Genomic DNA, 22,494 nt, shown 5'->3' with positions numbered 1-22,494 from the left:
ATTTACGTGGCTCTTCGCAGGTTTTAGGCGTTGAATTGGCGCCTAAGATTTCGAAAGTCGTACTACCACTCGTCTATTTTGAGCACGGTTTTCTCTGGTATCATTAGGCGCTATATGGCGTTTTTCACCGTGCCCCGTTAACTGAATTCTGTCTTCAGGAACCCCTAACGTAGTCAGATAACTTTTCACTTCATTAGCACGCCTAATAGACAACTGTTCGTTGTTATAACGCCCCCCGTAGCTGTCGGTATAACCATCAAGAAGCACAAGTTCTAGCTCGCTGTCTTCTTTTAAGTATTCACCTATCATTGTTAAACGCTTTTGCGAATACTTGGACAGTTCTGTGCTGTTATTCTGATACGACAATACCGTGTAGGCGATGTCATCGAAACTAAAGGGAAGCAAATTAGACACGCACTTAACAAAGTTGCGATACACGCCAGAGAAGTTGCTAGCGTTTAATGCAACGCTCACCTGGTCGTATTTGTTATACCAGTCTTTGTAGTAAATCGTGGGCCAAAAGCCTTTTTCTAATTCAGATAGCATGGTCCATGCAGCATCTTGCGGCAGGTCGCCATTGTATTGCTTGCGAATAGTCATATCCGCGATGGACTTTGGCGCCACACCGGGCATCCATTTTGGCGGAACAGAGTAGACCGCAGCCACATCAAACTTGTTTGGCAGCATATACATATCTAATTCAAATTCCATGTTGAGCTGCTTTGAAGCAGAACTAGTGAACATGGCTTCGCCGTAACCAGGCAATTCATGGTTAAGCGTACATTGCAGGCGCGTGTCAGTATCAATACGCCAGTTGGAGCTTTCTATGGTTGCAGAATATTGCCGCATGGCGGCATTGGAAGACAATGACCCCACCATACCCAATAAAGCGATAAATTTTAGTTTCGACACCATTTCGACACCATAACGAAAGTCAGACTAACACGGACGTAGGACTTTGATACGCCTACAAGTTACCAATATCAGTGGATCACGCCACCTCACTTTAAGCTACAAAGTGAGTGTATTGGAAACTTTATACTTAATATGATTATCGTCCAAAGTGTAGAAAAGTTTAGCGTTTAATACCATTAACGTTTCGTACTATTTCCCTCATCTGCACCGTTTTTAAATTGAAACTGGCAACTCACGGATATACTTGCGATAATTCTGTTTGCTACATGTTTCGCAGGTTGATACGCATTTGTGCCGCCAGCCATTTTCTGCAATCTAGTCTTACAAGAGTGTTTATGTCTGCCAACCCGCCCCTTCTTTCCCAGCGCTTTCGAGGTTATTTTCCCGTTGTCATTGACGTAGAAACGGCCGGATTTAATGCAGGCACTGACGCCTTATTAGAGTTAGCAGCGGTAACGGTGAAAATGGATGAAGACGGTTTACTTCACCCTGATCAAACCTTTCACTACCATATTGACCCGTTTGAGGGCGCTAATTTAGAGCCTGCGGCATTAGAATTTAATGGCATTGACCCGAATTGTGCACTGCGAGGTGCTATTGAGGAAAGCGAAGCCATGAAAGAGCTATGTAAAGGCATTCGCAAGGCACAAAAAAATGCGGACTGTCAGCGTTCAGTTATCGTTGCTCACAACGCAACGTTTGACCAAAGCTTCGTCAATGCTGCGATTGAACGCTGCAACATAAAGCGCACGCCATTTCATCCATTTGTTTCCTTTGATACAACTAGCCTTGCAGGTCTTGCCCTTGGTCAAACTGTATTGGTGAAAGCATGCCGAGCGGCAGGCATATCGTTTGACCAAAACGAAGCGCACAGCGCCCTTTACGATGCACAGAAAACCACTGAGCTATTTTGCTATATGGTAAATCGCTATAAGGCGTTAGGTGGCTGGCCAGTGGAAAGTAAAGAATAGTTTTTTTCGATAAACGCCATAAACAAAAACAGCGCCATGAGGCGCTGTTTTCTTATCATCTTTAAACAGGTTAGCTTATAGCTTATCTGCTTCTTCAGATAGGTATTTAGCCACACCTTCAGGTGATGCGTCCATACCAGATTTACCTTCAGTCCAACCTGCAGGGCAAACTTCGCCATGCTCTTCGTGGAACGCTAGCGCATCGACCATGCGAAGCATTTCGTCAACGTTGCGGCCAAGTGGAAGATCGTTTACGACCTGGTGGCGAACCATACCTTCTGCATCGATTAGGAATGAACCGCGAAAAGCAACGCCATCTTCAGGGTGCTCAACATCGTATGCTTGGCAGATGTCATGTTTTACGTCAGCAACAAGAGTGTATTTAACTGGACCAATACCACCTTGGTTTACTGGGGTATTTCTCCACGCGTTATGTGAAAACTGAGAGTCGATTGAAACGCCAATGACTTCAACACCGCGCTTTTTGAACTCGTCATAGCGCTTGTCGAAAGCGATAAGCTCTGATGGACATACGAAAGTGAAATCTAGTGGGTAGAAGAATACAACCGCTGCTTTGCCCTTTATTGCTTCACTTAGTGTGAAAGAATCTACGATTTCACCACTACCAAGTACCGCAGCTGCGGTAAAATCAGGGGCTGGACGGCCAACTAATACGCTCATGAGTCTCTCCATTTATATTTGGATTGTAATAATAAGAGTGATTACATTGCGTAACCACTTTGATGAGAAATTTCCTACTCAGAAAATAGGTACGAATACAAAAATAACAATGTTAAACAATGAGTTTTTTTACTGCTCGTACCAATAATACTAGTCCGCATAAATAGTTATTCAGTCATTACCCAGTCATTACCTAATTGCGGTTTATTAAACTTGCTATTATCTGCTTGCCAAAATAAAGAATAACAATTATTATCATTTACAGATTCATTTGGAGTACGTTTGATGTTTGTTTGTATGTGCTATGGGGTAACGGATAAAAGCATTCGCGCGGCGGTTGAAGAAAACGGCGTGGGGAATATGCGTGAGTTACGTCAACATTTAGAGCTAGGCTCACAATGCGGCAAGTGCATCAATATGGCGCAACAAATTATCGATCAAACTATTATTGACGAATCTCTCTTCAAAGACGTTGGTTAATATTAAAGACCAAGGCAAAAAAGCGCCTTCTTATTTCTGACAAGCTTACCATATCTATCTAACCTAAAGCTTTACTCATCCCGGAAAGCTCGGTTTAACACCCTCATCTTTTCTTAAATTAGCTCCGTCAATATTATTAGCTATTTAAAGCTGTATTCAACACCTGCATAGTAAAATGCGCCATTAATACCGCCAGGGGATGTTGGTGGATAAAGCGCCCCAACCTCACCTTGAAACGGGTTTTCATCTGGCAACGCATCAAACAAATTCTGCGCACCGAAAGTAAGCTGAGTGTCAGGCAACACTTTCCAAGAGAATTGAGCATCAAAGGTGGTTAGCGCGCTACCGTAAATATCTAGACCAGCCGAAGCATCAAGATGATCTTCATAAAATTTAGCGTAGTAATTTAAACGCCAAGTGAATGCCCACTTATCCAATGACTGCTCTAGCGTAACACTGCCTCGGTGCGCTGGCAGATTATCCTCTAACATTCGTACTCGAGCCTCGGTTAAATTCGGCAGAAGTTGTATTTCGCCATCTGTCAGTACCGGATACAGAGTTAATCGTTCGACTTGCGTATCTGTCCAATTGTAGGCAACTAACAAAGAATTTGACCAGTCGTTAAACGTGAAATTGTAGTTAACAACTACATCTAAACCTTGTGTTTTTGTGTCAAAATCATTAGTAAAATACTTAGCTGAATTATACCTTGCAGCATCGGGACGCCCTTGCGCAATAAGCGCGTTTACGTCGTCATCGGTTAAGGGGATGGCCGATGTAGTACTGATCCTATCGGAAAGGCGAATATTAAAATAATCGAGCGTAGCAAAAAAGTTATCACTAGCTTGCATAACTAAACCCAAGCTAAAGTTTACTGATTCTTCAGGGGTAAGCGGCGTAGCGCCCAACTGTAGCGAAATAAGATCGGTTGGTGGTAACGTTGCTTGGTCTTCCAAGCCGTTAAGGCCATAGGCAGTAGTTACATTTATAACATTACTTTGGCCCACAGTCGGAGCTTTAAAGCCCGTATTTACAGAACCTCGCAGTGCAAACATATCGTTAAGTGTGTAGCGCGTAGTTAGCTTTCCATCAAATGTTGACCCGAAATCACTGAAATGCTCTACTCGCGTTGCTACACCAAACTGCCAATCTTCAGTCGCGTAAAATTCCAAATCGGCATACACAGCCCAATTGCTGCGACTCCAGTGACCAGCAGATTGGGGCTGATAACCTGGAAAGCCGTTAGAGCCTATAGAAAAGCCTTCGCTTAAGCCTATCGGTGGTTCTAAAGCGAAAGGGCCAGCGATATACGAGGCTTCATCTCCTGCTTTTTGGAAATACGTCTCTTTTCGCCATTCAACCCCAGCAGCAATGCTCACCGGGTCGTCAAAAATGGTTTGGATCAGTTTCGTGAAATCCAGATTGAGTGTGCGTTCTACTTGCGATACCCCGCCCGGCGAAAAGGCCGTTGGACTTTGCTGGCCCAGTGAAGGGTTGACCGTATTCGATATAGTATACTCAATATCGCTATAGCCTATGGTGGCACTGATATCCATCGCCCAACCTTTGGGCAATTCATGCTGAACCCCCATTGCAATAGAGGCATCGGTTATCGTTCCACCAAACCGAGGAGTAAAACCACCAGGGAACCACTCATTGAAGGCGAAGCAATTAGCTCCAAGTGCTGTCGTGTTATCCGCAATAAGCTGATAGTTCGTGTTTTCAAGTACGTTGTCATTCGATAAGGTAATTGAAGGGCACGCTATACCATTGTCTAGTCCATCTAAATCAGCAACAATAAGGCGGCTTTCACCGGTACTTGGATTTGTTCGGCTAAATACACCTTCGCGAGTTTGCGGGTTTCGAAAATAAAACCCTCCGTTTATTTCTCTTCTCGCGGCGGTCGCAAAACTATAAAAATGGGACGTTTTTGAAATATCAGCACCTGCATTGAGGGCAAGTTTGATATCTTCGTTAACATCAAGCGCCCCCCAAATCTGAGATGGCGAGGCGATAAAACTATTCCCTTGTTCCAATAGCCCTTGGGCATCATCTCGCTGCACCGAGCGCGATGTACCATTTTGCTGCCGGTACTCTGCGGTTGCGTTTAGAAAGCCATTATCTCCAAATGCAAAGCCCTTATTTAGCTGCACTTGAAACAAGTCACCATCGCCTTCACTGTAAGCGCCAAATTTTAGCGCAACGCTTCCGCCCTCACGGGCATCTTTGAGCACGAAATTGATAACACCTGCTATCGCATCAGAGCCATACTGAGCTGAAGCCCCATCTCGAAGTACCTCCACCTGCTTTAACGCATAAGCAGGAATAACGGATATATCGGGACCTTGAGCACCATCAGATAAACCGCCGCCTAAAAATGTGATAACTGCAGAACGATGTCGACGCTTGCCATTTAACAACAGTAAAGTGTGATCTGAAGACATGCCTCTTAAATTAGCAGGCCTTACCAAGCTGCTAGCGTCATTAATGGGCTGGTCGTTCACGTTAAGTGAAGGAACCATGACGCTTAACATGGAAAGGACGTCACTGTTGCCTTGCGAACTCAGTGTTTCTGCACCAATAACATCAAGAGGAACCGCCGAGTCGATTGCGCTGCGAGGAGAATTGCGCGTACCAACCACAGCAATTTTTTCGAGCCCATTCTTACCCTCGTCATCCGATTGTTCACTGACAGCAGGCTGTTCACTTTTAGCTAGCAACGAAGCGCGAGAGCGAATGCTGAGTAACCCACTTTCATCTTCTACTACCGCCAACTCGGTTCCATCAAGGAGTTGAGCCAAGGCTTCATTCAATGTAAAGGTGCCGTTAAGCGCATTGGTTGTTACTTTTTTCGCTAAGTCGAAAGGGAACAGTAGAGTAGTGTTGGCTTGTTTAGCTAATTCAGTTAACGCTTCATTTGCGTTTTGCGCAGGGATAGAGAAATTAAAAGCGCCGGGCGCGGGTACCGGCAGGCTTTCAGGTGCTGAGTGATCTTTAAAATTCGAACGGCTTTCCTCTTGCGCATAAAGTGATTGGCTTGTGGATAAAAATAGACATATACCCGAGGCAATATGTAACGGCGATCCGAGCGGAAAATAGGAAAGCTTCAACATTCTTTCTCGCGAAAAAAAACTGGCCGAACATGCAAGAGCATGCAGCTTTTCTATTGTTTTTTTAGTTTGCCTGCTTATCGCAAAATTGCCGTTGTGCAAGATATAAAATCGATGTACTTATTATTTTAATTATATTGTCACATTAAATAAATTGATGCCATCAAGGAATAACTCATAGCACCTATCTTTCAGAAATAATTAACTTTTCGCCAACGTAAGTTCGATTGTGGTTTCTGTAACCTTTTCGTAATTGATGTTGAAACTGCTTTCGAGTGCTGATAGCAAACCGTCTATATCTCCCACTTTAAAATAGCCTGCAACTCTGCGTTTACGTAAGCTATCGTCAGAGATATGAAAACGAACAGGCGTGTATCGTCCAATCTCTAGAAGCACAGATTCAAGCGGCTCTCCCTTGAAAACAATCATGCCTTGCTGCCACGCTAAATCATCGTCAATTTCATCTTGTGACATGCTTTCACGAGCTTCTACTTTGCCCAAAACGGTGGCTTTTTCTCCTGCAAACATCAACAGCCCTTCTTCAGTAACAGGGCGCTTACCAAACAAAGATTCATTTGATGATGACGCTTTAAAACGATCTTTAACTAACACTTTGCCATCGGTAACAACGAGTTCAAATGCGTTGTCGTCAACATACTGCATATTAAACGCGGTACCTACTGCTGTAACGGTATTATTTCCTGCAGTTACAGAAAATGGTCGGGTTTTATCGTGGGCCACTTCAAAGTGAGCCTCACCTTTTAACAGTACTATGTTACGCGCCGTAGAAGTGAAATCGACCGTTACCGTTGAGTTGGTATTCAAGTGAAGCTTAGAGCCATCGGCTAGGGTGACATTTTTCTGTTCACCTACCCCTGTTTGCACTTTCTGGCTTACAGCAGCAAATTCAGGTGTGCTATTTAACCATGTGCGCTGAACAACAACGCCAACAGCGATAGCCATTACTAAAAATGTGGCAGCAATACCCCATACAGCTGTTTTTGGTAGGGTATGTTTTTTAGAAGCCTGTCGCGCAGTTGATTGCGGGAACAAACCGCTTAACTCATTAAGCACCGACATGTCGTCCCACAAGCTTGCGGCATCTAATAAAGCCTGGCGATGCGCATTACTCTCAGCCAACCATGTGTTTAGCTCTACTTTTTCGTCACTTTTTAAACCGCGATCGAGACGGCTTACCCAGAGGCACGCTTGCTCTTGGATATCTTCTTTGCTTGAAAACTGGCGAATATTGTTCATGTTAACTACTGCTTATGTCCTGAGTCGCGGTAGCAGTTGCACTGGAAGGTGCACTGTCATTTGAAAGCTCAGCTAAATACCTAGAGCACATCATTAAACCTTTAGCGACATGCTTTTCTACGGTACTTTCGCTAAGCCCCACAAGCTCTGCAATCTCTTTTTGTCGCATGCCATATACTTTCTTAAGTAAAAATACGCGTTTTACATCAGCTGACAATGTGTCTGTCGCTCGGCAAAAGTGAATAAAGCGCTCTTTACTTTCTACATTCTTTTCTAAACTGTGCCCAACAAGCTCGTAAGGCAAAATATCCATGTCGTCCAGCTGCTTATTTTTGTTTTCAGCTTTTGCAACATGGTTTAGCGCTAAGTTACGCGCCGTTTTGAGCATGTATGTCCGCTCATATTGTATTTCTTGTTTTAATTCGGCTTCATAGCTCTTTATAAAAGCTTCTTGCACGATATCTTCAATGTCGTCGGCGCCAACAATAGAACCTACCGCGCGCATTAACTTCGAGCGGTATTTTAAAAAGGTTTCAGCTACTGTCGACTTTCTTGTCATAATAATAAAAGTTGTGTGTTTCGAATTGCTTACAATGGCATCAATAATGCCTGTTTCTTCAATACTTTTCACGCAAATGATGTTCGAAATATAAAATAAAAGGGGAGCTAATGCTCCCCTCCACGTCGAAACATTTGTGAAAGTTGTTTTCGCTAAGACTAGCGATTAAAAAGTGTAAACACCTCTTAGATAATAGAAGCCACCGTTGATACCGATTGGCGAGGTTGTTGGGTACAACGAACCTGCGATACCGGCATACTGTGTATTTTCATCTGGGTATTCATCAAAGGCGTTTTTCGCGCCTACTGTCACGGTTAACTGTTCTGTGAAGTTATATGCTACTTCAAGGTCAACTGTAATCTCTGAGCCCACTTTATCAATAGGTAATGCAGAGTCTAAGTGGTCTTCGAAGATGCTGCCGTAATAGTTCATACGTGCAAGGAAGCGCCAATCACCGTTTGTGTGATTTGCTGTTGCACTGTAGCGCACCGCTGGAAGGTTATCTTCTAGCATGCGAATACGGAAGTCAGAGATGTTCTCTGACGCGCGATCAACTTCTGTAGATGTCCAGTTATACGCAAGAGAGAACTTAGTCTCGCCGCCCAACATCTCCATAGAGTAGTTCGCTACTACATCAAGGCCTTCGGTGGTTGTATCGAAGTCATTAGTAAAGAAGCTGATCTCTTGGAAGCTAGATGCATCATTAATGCCTTGCGCAAGAAGTGCTGCAATATCGTCTTCAGTCAAGGCAATACCAGATGCCGTACTAATGCGGTCAGTCAGCTCGATGTTGTAGTAGTCAGCAGTAATGAATAAACCATTTTCAAAGTCTGCTACCACACCAAATGTAATACTTTCTGACTCTTCAGGCGTTAGCTGCTCGCCACCTTTAAGCTGTGATACTGGGTCAGTTGGTGGTAGCGTCGCGCGGTCAATAAGTTGACCACCGGTACCGAACGCAGTGGTTACGTTACGAACGTTACTTTGACCGAGTGTAGGCGCTTTAAAGCCCGTTGAGAACGCACCACGAAACGCAATGTTCTCTAGCGCTTGCCAACGGAAAGCAATCTTACCTTTCGTGGTATCACCAAAGTCAGAGTAATCTTCGTAACGTAGCGCACCGGCTAGCATGAAGTTTTCCGTGATATAGGCTTCTGCATCAATGTAAAGCGCGATGTTGTTGCGGGACACACGACCTTGGCTATTGGCCGCCAAGCCAGGGAAACCATTTGAGCCAATGCCAAAGCCTTGTGTCGCCAGCGGACCTATTTCATAAGAGGCAGTATCACCTGCAACGCTCTCATAACTTTCGTTGCGGTATTGGAAGCCAGTTGCCACGAATAGCGGCTCATACAAACCAACATCGAAAGGTTTTGTAAAATCAATATCAAGTGTTTGCTCAGACTGCGTATAACGACCTGGGCTAAACGACGTTGGCGTGTCTGGACCAAGAGACGGGTTAATTGTGTTGCTAATAGCAAAATCAACTTCGTTTTGGCCAAGATTTAAACTTACGTCGTACGTAATATCGTTATCTAACTCGCCTTTCGTACCAAAGACAAGAGACATATCCGTTACCGTACCGCCGAATCGAGGTGTGAACCCACCTGGAAGAATTTCGTTAAACGCGAAACAATCTGGATTGTTCTGTACCTGGTTGATGTAGGTCGGGTTTTCTAGAACGTTATCGCCAACCACGATATCAGTTGGACAATTACCTGACATATCACCAGTTAAATCACCAACAAGAAGTAGTTGCTCACCATCTTCATTTGTACCACCATCGTTTACACCACCTCGGTTATGTGGGTTACGATAATAAAATCCGCCTTCAACTTCACGCTCGGCGAAGTTACCAAATATATATGCTTCTGAAGTATCAGAAAGCTCAACACCTGCGTTAGCAAAAAGCTTGATGTCATGCTTAATTTCAGGGGAACCCCAAATTTGTGCTGGGTCCGCAACGAAGGTATTACCTGCTGCGACAAGCGCTGCCGCATCGTCACGCTGGATGCTACGCGAAGTATCGTCAGCAGTACGGTATTCGGCTGAAAGATTAATAAAACCTTTGTCAGATAGTGGAAGACCTACGTTACCTGACAGCTGAATCATGTCGCCATCGCCTTCGTAGAAAGAACCATAGCGAGCTTCAAATGTACCGCCTTCCGACGCGTCATTCAGTACGAAGTTAATTACACCTGCAATAGCATCTGAGCCGTATTGTGCTGCTGCACCGTCACGAAGTACTTCCACCTGCTTAAGTGCCGCGGCTGGGATTACAGAAATATCAGGGCCCTGTGCACCGTCTGAAAGACCGCCACCTAGGAAAGTAATTACCGCAGAACGGTGACGTCGTTTACCGTTAACAAGTACTAGCGTATGGTCTGATGCCATGCCGCGAAGGTTTGCAGGGCGAACTAGCGTTGATGCATCGTTGATAGGCTGGTCGTTTACGTTAAAAGACGGAACAACAGTTTGCATCATAGATACCATATCTGTGGCACCCTGCTGCTTGAACTCTTCGTCAGAAATAATATCAATTGGAACGGCTGAGTCTGCTACAGAGCGAGGCGCTGCACGCGAACCAACGACGGCGATTTGTTCATAATCTTCAGCTTTAGCACTCTCTTCTGCTTCTTGCGCATAAACAGGTGCTGTAGCCATTACTGAAAACGCGGCAGATGCAGCTAATACGCCGCGCACGTTTTTGGTCAATAAAGACAAGGATGTATTCATGGTGGTTTCCCGGATTTTCTCTAAAACACTTTCAGCGTTATTCACACAATAAAAAAGTATTTCGAGAGGTTGTTGTTTTATACCTTCAACACTGACTCATTTGCGGCCAGCTGCATGTTTTATAGAACGCAAGATATTAAAAAACAAACCTTTTTCGACAAAATAAAAATATTTTTTCAAACTGTAGAGGATCTTTATTTCTGACCTGTCTATATTATTTTGACGGGAATAAAAGTGCGGGATTTTTGGTGGTTTTTAATGAAAAAAGCTGACATAAAGCCAGCTTTTAAATCAGTATTTCAAATGCTAAAAATTTTGCTACAAATCGAAAGATTTACTCTTCTTCTTTGTGTTTTTCAGCCGTTTCTTTGATAAGCGGCTGAAGTTCGTTTTGTTGGAACATTTCGATAATAATATCGCAACCACCAACAAGCTCACCGTCTACCCATAGCTGTGGGAAGGTAGGCCAGTTCGCGTATTTAGGTAGTTCAGCACGAATATCAGGGTTTTGTAGAATATCTACATAAGCAAATGGTTCGCCACATGACATCAACGCTTGTGATGCTTGTGAAGAAAAGCCACAGCTAGGTAGCTTAGGAGAACCTTTCATGTACAACAAAATTGGGTTTTCTTCGATTTGCTGCTTGATTCTATCTAGCGTTGATTGATTTTCAGTATTATCCATTTGATTCCTCTGAGCACAAAAGTGTATTCCCAGTAAGATGGGAATGCATGAATGATTTATCAAGGTAAAGGGTATCATAAAATCCCTTTTATTTACCCACCACTGAATTGATCTTTTAGTAGGCTCCATCGCTATCTACTTGTACATCTACCAACTCTATATTTTCACAAAATAGATTTTGAAAAAAAATTCACAATTTTGTCATTGAGTTATAAGACTTTATCCCCACATTTGGGATATGCTTTAGCGTCTAAAGTGATATAGTCAGCTAAGCGTTGACCGGCACTTATTGAACAGCGAAGATAAGTGTGCTTTAGACTACAATACTAAACCAACATGGAGACCGTCATGGCTTTTGAACTACCAGCATTACCATACGAACAAAATGCACTAGAACCGCATATTTCTGCTGAAACGCTTGAGTACCACTATGGCAAGCACCACGCTACTTATGTAACTAAGCTTAACGGCCTAGTTGAAGGTACTGACATGGAAAACAAAAGCCTAGAAGAAATCATTAAATCTTCTGAAGGCGGTGTTTTCAATAACGCAGCGCAAGTTTGGAACCACACGTTCTACTGGCACTGTCTTAGCCCAAATGGCGGCGGCGAGCCTACTGGCGCACTAGCTGACGCGATTAACGCAAAATGGGGTTCATTTGCAGACTTCCAAGCAGCGTTTAACGACAAAGCAGTTAACAACTTTGGTTCTAGCTGGACATGGCTAGTTAAAACTGCAGACGGTAGCCTAGATATCGTTAATACTAGCAATGCAGAAACACCTATTTCTGGCGATGACCTAACACCAGTACTTACTGTTGACCTTTGGGAACACGCTTACTATATCGATTACCGTAACGCGCGTCCTAAGTACCTAGAAAACTTCTGGGCACTAGTTAACTGGGAATTCGCAAGCAAAAACTTTGCGTAAGTCAGACGCCTCAATGTAGAACAGTATTAGTCCTACATAGCGTTAAAGAAATACGAATAAAAAGCCCCGCTCATTAGCGGGGCTTTTGTTTATGTGAAAAGCTTCATTAAGAGACACTAAATTCTTATTAAAGTTGCATTTTTTATTAGACGAAAAGATTAAAAACTATACACATTAATTACTATCCTTTTCCCAAATACCGACTAAGCTGAAATTACGGGGTTCCGTATTTAAGGGGTATTCATGGGTATTTTTGAACACTATCAAAGTCGCTACGAAGAGCGAAAACAGGAAGAGTTCACCATTGGGGAGTTCCTTGAAATTTGTAAGGAAGATCAAAGTGCTTACGCAAACGCTGCAGAACGTTTGTTACAAGCCATCGGTGAGCCAGAATTAATTGACACTGCCAACGACCCGGCGCTAAGCCGCATTTTCTCAAACCGCGTTATTTCTCGTTATCCAGCTTTTTCAGAATTCTATGGCATGGAAGAGGCCATTGAACAAATTGTCTCTTACCTTAAGCATGCCGCGCAGGGTCTAGAGGAGAAGAAACAGATTCTTTATTTACTCGGCCCAGTTGGCGGCGGCAAATCGTCGCTGGCTGAAAGACTTAAAGAGCTTATGCAGCATGTACCTATCTATATGCTTAAAGGCTCACCGGTAAATGATCATCCATTCTGTCTGTTCGACGTTAAAGAAGATGGCGACATTCTAGAAAAAGAATATGGCATTCCTAAGCGCTATTTAAAAACCATCATGTCACCGTGGGCTCGCAAGCGCCTTCATGAGTTCAATGGCGATATTACCCAGTTTAAAGTGGTGCGGGTTTATCCTTCGGTACTTGACCAGGTGGGCATTGCTAAAACCGAACCTGGGGATGAGAACAACCAAGATATCTCGGCGCTGGTGGGTAAAGTGGATATTCGTCGCCTAGAGCAATATGCACAAAATGACCCTGACGCTTATAGTTATTCAGGCTCACTGTGTAAAGCTAATCAAGGCTTAATGGAATTTGTTGAAATGTTTAAAGCGCCGATTAAGGTGCTACATCCATTACTAACCGCCACCCAAGAAGGTAACTATAACCCAACGGAAGGCTTCTCTGCCCTTCCCTTTGATGGACTAATTCTGGCTCACTCCAACGAATCAGAGTGGCAAACCTTTCGAAACAATAAAAATAACGAAGCTTTTCTAGATCGTGTTTATATTGTGAAAGTGCCGTACTGCTTGCGAGTAAGCGAAGAAATTCGCATCTATAAAAAGCTACTCGATAGTAGTGAACTCAACGGCGCCCCATGTGCACCTGATACGCTGGAATGTTTGGCACAATTTACTGTGCTATCCCGTTTAAAAGAGCCTGAAAACTCCAGTATGTTCTCGAAAATGCGGGTCTATGATGGAGAAAGCTTAAAAGACACCGACCCTAAAGCTAAGTCATACCAGGAGTATCGTGATTACGCAGGTGTCGACGAAGGGATGGAAGGCTTATCCACGCGCTTTGCGTTTAAGATCCTCTCTCGCGTCTTTAACTTCGACCATCAAGAAGTGGCGGCGAATCCAGTTCATTTATTCTACGTGTTGGAACGCCAAATTGAACGGGAACAGTTCCCTCAAGAAACCGCTGATAAGTATTTGGAGTTCTTGAAAGGCTACTTGATCCCCCGCTACGTGGAATTTATTGGCAAAGAAATTCAAACCGCTTATTTAGAGTCATATTCTGAATACGGGCAAAACTTGTTTGACCGCTATGTCACCTATGCGGATTTCTGGATCCAAGACCAAGAGTATCGCGACCCAGAAACCGGGCAGTTGTTTGACAGGGCATCGCTCAATGCTGAACTAGAGAAAACAGAAAAGCCCGCTGGTATCAGCAACCCGAAAGATTTCCGTAATGAAATCGTTAACTTTGTTTTGCGAGCCCGTGCGAATAACAGCGGCAAAAACCCAGCATGGACAAGTTATGAGAAGCTTCGCACCGTAATCGAGAAGAAGATGTTCTCTAACACGGAAGACTTACTGCCAGTTATTTCTTTTAACACCAAAGGCTCAGCAGAAGAGCAGAAAAAGCACGACGACTTTGTAAATCGTATGACCGAAAAAGGCTATACGCAAAAACAAGTTCGCTTGCTTTGTGAATGGTACCTACGCGTACGAAAAGCGTCATAGCCCAAGGGCTGGAAGCTTCTACAACGTATAGGGTGCTAAAGCGTGCGCTATGCGCGCTTTAGTACTGGTATTTGTAGTTCACAATAACTCAAGCAGGTGTGTATGGCACATTTCATAGACCGAAGGTTAAACAGCAAAGGCAAGAGTACGGTAAACCGCCAGCGCTTTATCAAGCGTTACAAACAGCAGATAAAGCGTGCTGTATCTGATGCAGTGGGCAAACGTTCTGTTACCGACGTAGATTCTGGCGAGCAAATTAGCATTCCAGCCAGAGATATTTCTGAACCAATTTTTCATACCGGGCGCGGTGGCAGCAGAGATATTGTCCACCCAGGCAATGACCAATTCACCGCAGGAGACAAAATTGACAGACCGCCAGGTGGTGGCGGTAAAGGCGCTGGTGAAGGCGACGCTAGCAATGAAGGTGAAGGGCAAGACGAGTTCGTATTTTCAATATCCAAAGACGAATATTTAGATTTGCTATTTGAAGATTTGGCGCTTCCGAATTTAAAAAAAAATCAGTTCGATAAAGTCACCCAGTTTGAAACCTACCGCGCGGGTTATCAGACCGACGGCGTACCTAGCAACCTTGATATTGTTCGCTCACTCAAAGGTTCTGTAGCAAGGCGTATAGCCCTAAGCGGAAGTGATAGAAAGAAACTCAAAGAACTTGAAGAAAAACTGGTACTGCTTGTAGAAGACAAGCACGACAATACGCTGGCTATTAATGCACTTAAAGAAGAAATTGAGGCCTTAAAAGCCAAAATTGCCCGAGTGCCTTTTATCGACACGTTTGATTTGCGCTTTAAGAACTATGACAAGCGCCCTCTTCCTTCGAGTAAAGCGGTAATGTTTTGCTTAATGGACGTATCTGGCTCTATGGACCAGGCCACTAAAGAAATGGCAAAACGCTTCTATATTTTGCTTTATCTATTTTTAAGTCGCACTTACGAAAACGTAGACGTGGTATATATTCGCCACCATACACAAGCTAAAGAAGTGGACGAGCAGGAGTTTTTCTACTCTCAAGAAACCGGCGGCACCATTGTCTCTAGTGCTTTAAAGCTAATGGACGAAGTGGTTCGTGAGCGCTATAGCGATGGAAATTGGAATATTTATGCCGCGCAAGCTTCAGATGGAGATAACTGGGCTGATGACTCGCCGCAGTGTCGCGACTTGCTTACCGCTAAGCTGCTGCCGGCCACTCGCTATTATGCCTACATCGAAATAACCGAAAGACAGCACCAAAGCTTGTGGCGTGAATACGAAAAAGTCGCCGCCACCCACGACAATTTTGTATGTAAGCACATACAAACCCAGGCCGACATCTATCCTGTGTTCAGAGAGCTATTCAAACGCTCCGAGCAAGATGCGCAGCAAGGAGCCTAATATGACAACCGACGCTATCGCAACAGAAAACAGCAAGGCTAAATCATCAAAAAGACATTTACTAAGCGATGGGCCCGACTGGACATTTCCGCTTATCGAAGAGTATGAGCAACACATCGATCGCATAGCTAAAAATTTTAAGTTAGACACTTACCCTAATCAAATTGAAGTCATTACCGCAGAGCAAATGATGGATGCCTACGCCAGTATAGGTATGCCGCTCAACTATACCCATTGGAGCTTTGGCAAAAAGTTTATTCAAACTGAGCAACAGTATCGTCGCGGACAAATGGGCTTGGCTTACGAAATTGTTATTAACTCTGACCCCTGCATTGCATATTTAATGGAAGAGAACACCATTACTATGCAGGCGCTGGTAATGGCGCACGCTTGCTACGGGCACAATTCGTTTTTCAAAGGTAATTACTTATTTAAAACCTGGACTGACGCTAGCTCTATTATCGATTATCTTGTCTTTGCCAAAAAGTACATTGCTAAATGTGAACAGAAGTACGGCTATGACGAGGTCGAAAATATGCTCGATTCGTGTCATGCTCTAATGAATTATGGCGTTGACCGATACAAACGGCCGCAGAAAATTTCTCTACAAGAAGAGAGGAACAGGCAAGAAGAGCGCGAGGCCTACCTTCAATCCCAGGTGAATGAACTCTGGCGCACCTTGCCCGATAGCCCGCACAGCAAACACAAAGAAAAAATTCGCTTTCCCCAAGAGCCACAAGAAAATCTGCTCTATTTTATTGAGAAAAACGCGCCATTACTTGAACCGTGGCAGCGGGAGATTGTGCGTATTGTACGCAAAGTTTCACAGTATTTTTATCCGCAGAAGCAAACCCAGGTGATGAACGAAGGGTGGGCTTGTTTCTGGCATTACCATATCCTCAATGAGATGTATGATGAGGGCTTAGTTAGCGACCGCTTTATGATGGAGTTTTTACATAGTCATTCAAGCGTCGTGATGCAGCCTGAATACAATAGTCCTTATTACTCTGGCATTAACCCGTATGCCCTTGGCTTTTCCATGTTCATGGATATTAAACGGGTATGTCAGTCGCCTACTGAGGAAGACTATAAATATTTGCCCAGTATTGCGGGTAAAGACTGGCTGGAAACCGTGCATTTCGCTATGGAGAACTTTAAAGACGAGAGCTTTATCAGTCAGTTTTTATCACCAAAAGTGATTCGGGATTTTAAATTGTTTGCCCTTGAAGACGACACCACCAAACCCTTTATTGCAGTCAGTGCTATCCACGATGAAAGGGGTTATCAAATTATTAAAGAGAAGCTTTCCGCCCAATACAATTTGAGTAATTTGGAACCCAACATTCAGGTGCATAACGTGGATGTGCGTGGGGATCGGTCACTGACTCTGCGCTATATTCCTCAGCGGGGTATACCGCTTGGTGAGTCTAAAGATGAAGTCATGCGTCACTTACACAGACTATGGAAATTTGATGTACGTCTAGAGCAAGACAATGGGCCCGATGGCGTTGAAATAATATCGGAGTGTAAACGCGCACCGCAGGGATAGGCCTGCGGTGCGCCCTCAGAAAAAGGGATTAAGCTGCTTGTGCGCTTTCCATTTCTTTTCGTGAACACAGTAGTAATGACAGCGCGCCGATTGCGGCAAACACCGCTGCAGTGACGAAGGTTTCGTAAGCGTTAGTGCCCTGCTGCCATTGCTGCCCCGCCATGTAATTACCCAATGCGCCACCAAGGCCAAAGGCTACACTGATATATACAGCTTGCCCGCGGCTGTGATACGCCTTAGGTAAAAATTGGTGGATAAAATGTACCGATACCGCATGGGTTAACCCAAAGCTTAAGGCATGAATAAGCTGGCTCAATACGATCACCATAAAACTGTCGGCAAACGCCGCCATCACGTACCAACGAAGCCCTGTGAGTGCGATGCTTACAAACAATAGATTCCACACGCCAAATTGACTAATGAGCCTGCGGGCAACCAGAAATATACCCACCTCGGCAAGTACCCCTAGCGCTATAAAGATGCCGGTTTGTTGTCCGCTGTAATCAAGGTCTCGCATGTAAAGGGCGAAAAAGCCGTAATACGCGCCGAAGCTAATTTGCAGACAGGCAGAAGCGAAGATAAAGATAGCAAAAGGTTTTTGTTTAGCGTATTTCCAAATACTGCCGGCCGTAGACGATTCAGGCGCAGCTTCTTTCGGCGCGCGTATAAACAGGGTACTTATAAATAAAAGTGCAAGTACACCGACACTGGCATGCACAGGGGTATCGGTAGAAAAAATATCTAGGGCCTTACCCACACCTACCGTCAAACAAATAAACCCAACACTTCCCCATAACCTTATTTGCCCATAGGTAGCCTTGGTTTTCGCCACCGTGTTCATAGTGATGACTTCAAGCTGAGGCAATACTGCGGTCCAAAACATCATCATTAGGCCGAACGCCAGCGTAAGCCCCCAGAAACTGGTAAAGTAAAAGACAGAACTGAAAGTGAGTACTGTAAGAAAGCAGCCTAAACGCATAACGCCTATAGCGTTACCGGTTTTGTCAGCAACGCCCGCCCACAAGCCAGGGCCTAAAATACGAGCTAGGGTAATGACGGCAAAAAGCTCACCAATGTCGGCAGAAGAAAATCCCCGTCCATCAAGGAAGATCCCTAAGTATGGAACAAGTACGCCAAGTTGCCCGAAGTAAAGCCAGTAGGTAATAGCAAGGATAAAGAGCGCAGTTTTGCTACTTTTTAGGCCTGTATCGGCACTTTCGGGATGGTTTAGACCATTAGATGACAATCTACATCTCCATATGCAAAAACGCCACTAGCGCAAACGGGTAGTGGCGAATAGTAAGAACATTTAGCGCAATACAACCTTGATACTGCGCGTTTTATTCGATCGCGTAAATAATGCGATTAAGCCTAGTTACGATTAAAAAGGCTATGCCTGACCCGCAATGGGTTTCGTGGTCGATAGCACGCCTGCATTTTGCGCGCGGTGACGCAGCAAGTGATCCATTAATACCAGTGCCAGCATGGCTTCAGCAATCGGCACCGCGCGAATGCCTACGCACGGGTCGTGACGTCCTTTGGTAACTATATCAATCTCTTCATTGTCTTTATTGATAGTTTTACCCGGTACCGAAATGCTCGAGGTCGGCTTAAGTGCCATGTGCACTTCTATATCCTGACCAGTAGAAATGCCACCTAGTACACCACCTGCATGGTTTGAAGAAAAACCATCTGGCGTTAGCGTATCGCGGTGTTCACTACCTTTTTGGTTTATAACATCAAAACCATCGCCAATTTCAACGCCTTTCACTGCGTTAATGCCCATCATAGCGTGGGCGATTTCCGCATCCAGCCTATCAAAGACTGGCTCGCCTAGGCCCACTGGGACATTTTTAGCTACAACCGACACTTTTGCACCAATGCTGTCGCCAGACTTTTTAAGGTCACGCATGTATTCGTCCAGCGCATCTAACTTAGACTCATCTGGACAGAAAAACGGGTTGGTGTTGGTAACGCTGTGGTCCACCTTATCAACGGACACAGGGCCAAGCTGAGACAAATAACCCAACACCTCAATACCATGCACTTCTTTCAGGTACTTCTTCGCAATACCACCAGCGGCTACGCGAATAGCTGTTTCGCGGGCTGATGAACGTCCACCACCACGATAGTCACGGCTACCGTATTTTTGATCGTAAGTATAGTCAGCATGACCTGGGCGGAAGCGGTCTTTAATATTGCCGTAGTCTTGGCTTCGCTGGTCTTTATTTTTAATTAATAAACCAATGCTTGTACCAGTGGTTTTGCCTTCAAATACGCCAGATAGAATTTGTACTTCGTCGTCTTCTCTTCGGGCGGTGGTATAGCGCGAAGTGCCTGGTTTGCGTCTGTCTAAGTCCACCTGAAGATCTTCTTCTGTGATCTCAAGACCTGGAGGACAACCGTCTACTACACCGCCAATTGCAATGCCGTGGCTTTCACCAAACGTGGTTACAGTGAAAAGTTTTCCGAAGCTGTTACCTGACATAATTAACTATTAATCCTTACTACTAAAATACTGTACGAGTGTGTCTTTGCGCACGGCAAAAATACCTGACCCACCATTTTCAAACTCTAGCCAAATGACTTCCAAGCCCGGGAACCTTTCATTCATGTGCACTTCGCTGTTGCCTACTTCTACGAACAGCCAGCCACCATCGTTAAGGTAATTTGGCGCATCTTTAAGCATAATGTCCACGAGGTCTAAACCGTCGTCGCCTGCGGCGAGCGCAAGCTCAGGCTCGTGATGATACTCTTCAGGTAAGTCAGCCATGTCTTCCGCGTCCACATACGGTGGATTAGAAACGATTAGGTCGTATTTCTGACCTTCTAGGCTAGAAAACAAATCTGACTGAATGGGATAAACACGATGACTAAGTCCATGTTCCTGAATATTGATATCGGCCACCTCTAGTGCATCAGTACTAATATCAACAGCATCCACTTGGGCATCAGGGTATGCATGAGCCAAAGCGATAGCAATGCAAGCGCCGCCTGTACACATATCAAGAATAGTATTTGGCGCTGACTCAACAAAAGGTGCGAATTCGTTTTGAATAAGTTCGGCAAATGGCGAACGTGGAATAAGCACGCGCTCATCCACATAGAATGGTATACCACAAAACCAAGCTTCATTTGTGATGTAAGGCAACGGCATACGAGTCTGCACGCGTTTTAAAACAAGCTCGGCAATTTTCTCACGTTCACTTTTGGTCAAGCGTGAGTTAAGAATGTTATCGCTAGCCTGCTCTAAGATAGGATGAGGTAAATGCAATGCCTGCATAACAAGGCTAGTCGCTTCGTCCCACGCGTTGTCAGTACCATGACCAAAATACAAAGCCGCATCGTTAAAACGGCTGGTTGCCCATCGTGTCATATCTAACAGGGTATGCAGATCTTCAATGGCTTCTTCAAGGTAAAACTTATCGGTCATGGCGTTTGGGTACATCAAAAATTTCAAAGCTGGTATCATACCCAAACTTCATACCGATTCACATAATTAACTACGTACCGAATCTTTCTATTCGTTATAATTTAGGCGTTTTGAATTATTGAACTTGTGTTTATTTACCAAAGCTATATTTAATGAAAACCTTTAAAAAAGAACTCAAAGCATTAAAAAAGCAACTGGCTGAGCCAAAGCGACCTGCGGGGCGAGCTGGGCTAGCGGGCGCTAATAAGCACAATACGTCATCAAGCGCTGAAGAAGAGACCTTTTCGTTTGCTGATGTAATGCAGGGCGTCAAGCCTATGTCACAAGATAAAGTAGAGCCTGATAAACAGGTTGAGTTATTTAAGAAGTCACAGCAAATAAAAGGCAAACACCTAAAACACAGCAGGCAACTTGCAGCTAGTTTCAATTTTTCTGACATGTATCAAGCGGCACTACCTCAAGAAGGCCCTATGCGCTTTTGCCAAGAAGGTGAGTCTACGCATATTGTGAAACAGTTACGTCGCGGTGACTACTCGCCAGAAATGACACTGGATTTGCACGGGTTAACTCGAGAAATGGCAAAAGCAGAGCTTGCAGCGCTTATTCACACGGCTAGAAAAGAAATGATTGACTGTGTTTGCGTCATGCACGGTTTTGGGCAAGGCGTGTTAAAAGCTGCCCTGCCCCATTACTTAGTTCAGCACCCACACGTACGTGCTTTCCATCAAGCCCCTCTCGAATACGGCGGGCAAGCTGCATTACTGGTGCTTATTGATATACCGCTTCAAAACGACAAACGTTAGGGCAAGGCTACGTAATGCGGCTTATTTGTCTTCGTCTGCACTGTTGTGCATAAATAAATAGGTGTAGTACATCATCATCGCAACAATAATGCCTATACCTAATAGTGAGCCCCACACCACTGGGTCTTTCATCATAGTCCACATCATAATAAGTCTCCTCTTTAACTAAGTGAATAATAGAGAAGACTTGGCTTGAAGATTATGATCTGGATCAATAGTAAAAATTAGCCTGATGGCTGCGGCTAGCTTACTTGATCTAGGTCAAACCAAGGCTGCTATTTAAACTGTGTACCAATCCGCATAGATAACTATCGCTGGCAAAGTAAAAATACACGAGTTCGTTTGATGCTACCCCGAACCAAACCGATTAAAGATATTGAGTTCGTTTTCACTTCCTAACATAAATTCCGCAGATCTACAGAGTGTTTCCATCGACTCACTTACTTTCACATCAAAGTTAGAAGGCGTAGCCTTCAAACTGTGTTGAAAAATCTTTGCGTTAGTGTGGGTCGCTAAAAGCAAAAAGCCAAGGCAACCGTAAGATTTTAAATATGGTAATCGACTACAGAGTTGTTTTGCTGCTGTATGGGTGACAGTTAGGCTTTTATCTGGAATAGAGAATATTACCCAATGTTCTCGCTTTCTCCCCTCTTTAACAATGGCTGAAAACCAGTCGTCTACTGTTCTATCGTCATATACGTTGCTCGGGATATCAAATAGCACGTCATTAACGTTGAAAAATCGATACTGATGTTGACTTCCTACCATGGCTACCTCCTGTTATGCCTTTATAGAATTGATAAGAAGTGTTGTTATGCTTAGATCATTTA

General features: G+C 44.2%; 19 protein-coding genes. 7 read left to right on the top strand and 12 right to left on the bottom strand.

Annotated elements, in window-relative coordinates:
* Positions 1-42: 42 nt before the first annotated feature.
* Positions 43-915 (bottom strand): OmpA family protein, encoded by an 873-nt coding sequence (locus KL866_RS00420; protein ID WP_025254513.1) that lies wholly within the window; start codon positions 913-915, stop codon positions 43-45.
* Positions 916-1,250: 335 nt separating this feature from the next.
* On the opposite strand from KL866_RS00420, the gene rnt reads away from it, so the two are divergent.
* The gene (rnt, locus tag KL866_RS00415) at positions 1,251-1,886 is read left to right on the top strand and encodes a ribonuclease T (protein WP_025254512.1); all 636 of its coding nucleotides are present in this window, start codon (positions 1,251-1,253) and stop codon (positions 1,884-1,886) included.
* A 75-nt stretch (positions 1,887-1,961) separates the two neighbouring features.
* Here rnt and KL866_RS00410 read toward each other — a convergent pair whose 3' ends face one another.
* A complete protein-coding gene (locus tag KL866_RS00410) occupies positions 1,962-2,567 on the bottom strand; it encodes a peroxiredoxin (protein ID WP_025254511.1) in 606 nt (201 codons plus the stop codon).
* A gap of 285 nt (positions 2,568-2,852) precedes the next feature.
* On the opposite strand from KL866_RS00410, the gene KL866_RS00405 reads away from it, so the two are divergent.
* Positions 2,853-3,047, top strand: coding sequence for a bacterioferritin-associated ferredoxin (locus KL866_RS00405; RefSeq protein ID WP_025254510.1), 195 nt, complete (start codon positions 2,853-2,855; stop codon positions 3,045-3,047).
* A gap of 140 nt (positions 3,048-3,187) precedes the next feature.
* Here KL866_RS00405 and KL866_RS00400 read toward each other — a convergent pair whose 3' ends face one another.
* From KL866_RS00400 to KL866_RS00380, 5 genes are all read right to left on the bottom strand, one after another.
* Positions 3,188-6,160 carry a TonB-dependent receptor gene (locus tag KL866_RS00400; protein ID WP_025254509.1) on the bottom strand — a complete coding sequence of 991 codons (2,973 nt, stop codon included), beginning with the start codon at positions 6,158-6,160 and terminating at the stop codon, positions 3,188-3,190.
* 198 nt (positions 6,161-6,358) lie between these two features.
* On the bottom strand, positions 6,359-7,414 hold the full coding sequence (locus tag KL866_RS00395) for a FecR domain-containing protein (RefSeq protein WP_025254508.1): 1,056 nt from the start codon (positions 7,412-7,414) through the stop codon (positions 6,359-6,361).
* Between the two features lies 1 nt (position 7,415).
* On the bottom strand, positions 7,416-7,973 hold the full coding sequence (locus KL866_RS00390) for an RNA polymerase sigma factor (RefSeq protein WP_251139741.1): 558 nt from the start codon (positions 7,971-7,973) through the stop codon (positions 7,416-7,418).
* A 165-nt stretch (positions 7,974-8,138) separates the two neighbouring features.
* Positions 8,139-10,709, bottom strand: coding sequence for a TonB-dependent siderophore receptor (locus tag KL866_RS00385; RefSeq protein ID WP_214992341.1), 2,571 nt, complete (start codon positions 10,707-10,709; stop codon positions 8,139-8,141).
* Positions 10,710-11,043: 334 nt separating this feature from the next.
* Complete coding sequence (locus tag KL866_RS00380) at positions 11,044-11,394, bottom strand: Grx4 family monothiol glutaredoxin (RefSeq protein ID WP_025254505.1); 351 nt, start codon at positions 11,392-11,394, stop codon at positions 11,044-11,046.
* A 348-nt stretch (positions 11,395-11,742) separates the two neighbouring features.
* On the opposite strand from KL866_RS00380, the gene sodB reads away from it, so the two are divergent.
* The 4 genes from sodB to KL866_RS00360 all read left to right on the top strand — a co-directional run bounded on the left by sodB (position 11,743) and on the right by KL866_RS00360 (position 17,428).
* The gene (gene sodB, locus KL866_RS00375; protein ID WP_025254504.1) at positions 11,743-12,324 is read left to right on the top strand and encodes a superoxide dismutase [Fe]; all 582 of its coding nucleotides are present in this window, start codon (positions 11,743-11,745) and stop codon (positions 12,322-12,324) included.
* 243 nt (positions 12,325-12,567) lie between these two features.
* Positions 12,568-14,490 carry a PrkA family serine protein kinase gene (locus tag KL866_RS00370; protein ID WP_025254503.1) on the top strand — a complete coding sequence of 641 codons (1,923 nt, stop codon included), beginning with the start codon at positions 12,568-12,570 and terminating at the stop codon, positions 14,488-14,490.
* Positions 14,491-14,592: 102 nt separating this feature from the next.
* Positions 14,593-15,879: a YeaH/YhbH family protein gene (locus tag KL866_RS00365; RefSeq protein WP_025254502.1), complete on the top strand. Its 1,287-nt coding sequence runs from the start codon at positions 14,593-14,595 to the stop codon at positions 15,877-15,879.
* Between the two features lies 1 nt (position 15,880).
* Positions 15,881-17,428, top strand: coding sequence for a SpoVR family protein (locus KL866_RS00360; protein ID WP_025254501.1), 1,548 nt, complete (start codon positions 15,881-15,883; stop codon positions 17,426-17,428).
* Positions 17,429-17,456: 28 nt separating this feature from the next.
* Here the strand turns inward: KL866_RS00360 and KL866_RS00355 are convergent, their stop codons facing one another.
* The 3 genes from KL866_RS00355 to prmB all read right to left on the bottom strand — a co-directional run bounded on the left by KL866_RS00355 (position 17,457) and on the right by prmB (position 20,861).
* Positions 17,457-18,674 (bottom strand): MFS transporter, encoded by a 1,218-nt coding sequence (locus KL866_RS00355; protein ID WP_025254500.1) that lies wholly within the window; start codon positions 18,672-18,674, stop codon positions 17,457-17,459.
* A 144-nt stretch (positions 18,675-18,818) separates the two neighbouring features.
* A complete protein-coding gene (gene aroC / locus KL866_RS00350; protein ID WP_025254499.1) occupies positions 18,819-19,916 on the bottom strand; it encodes a chorismate synthase in 1,098 nt (365 codons plus the stop codon).
* A gap of 9 nt (positions 19,917-19,925) precedes the next feature.
* Entirely contained in the window at positions 19,926-20,861 is a 936-nt protein-coding gene (prmB, locus tag KL866_RS00345) for a 50S ribosomal protein L3 N(5)-glutamine methyltransferase (protein WP_025254498.1), read from the bottom strand.
* Positions 20,862-21,013: 152 nt separating this feature from the next.
* Here prmB and smrB point away from each other — a divergent pair, with 152 nt between their 5' ends.
* Positions 21,014-21,664 carry an endonuclease SmrB gene (smrB, locus tag KL866_RS00340; RefSeq protein ID WP_025254497.1) on the top strand — a complete coding sequence of 217 codons (651 nt, stop codon included), beginning with the start codon at positions 21,014-21,016 and terminating at the stop codon, positions 21,662-21,664.
* Between the two features lie 21 nt (positions 21,665-21,685).
* Here the strand turns inward: smrB and KL866_RS20425 are convergent, their stop codons facing one another.
* Entirely contained in the window at positions 21,686-21,811 is a 126-nt protein-coding gene (locus tag KL866_RS20425) for a hypothetical protein (protein WP_259462646.1), read from the bottom strand.
* A 201-nt stretch (positions 21,812-22,012) separates the two neighbouring features.
* Positions 22,013-22,432: a hypothetical protein gene (locus KL866_RS00335; protein ID WP_025254496.1), complete on the bottom strand. Its 420-nt coding sequence runs from the start codon at positions 22,430-22,432 to the stop codon at positions 22,013-22,015.
* Positions 22,433-22,494: the final 62 nt, after the last annotated feature.

The organism is Alteromonas sp. ALT199 (assembly GCF_018619335.1).
In the GTDB taxonomy this organism is placed as follows: Bacteria; Pseudomonadota; Gammaproteobacteria; order Enterobacterales; family Alteromonadaceae; genus Alteromonas.
This window is presented reverse-complemented; position numbering and strand designations above follow the sequence as displayed.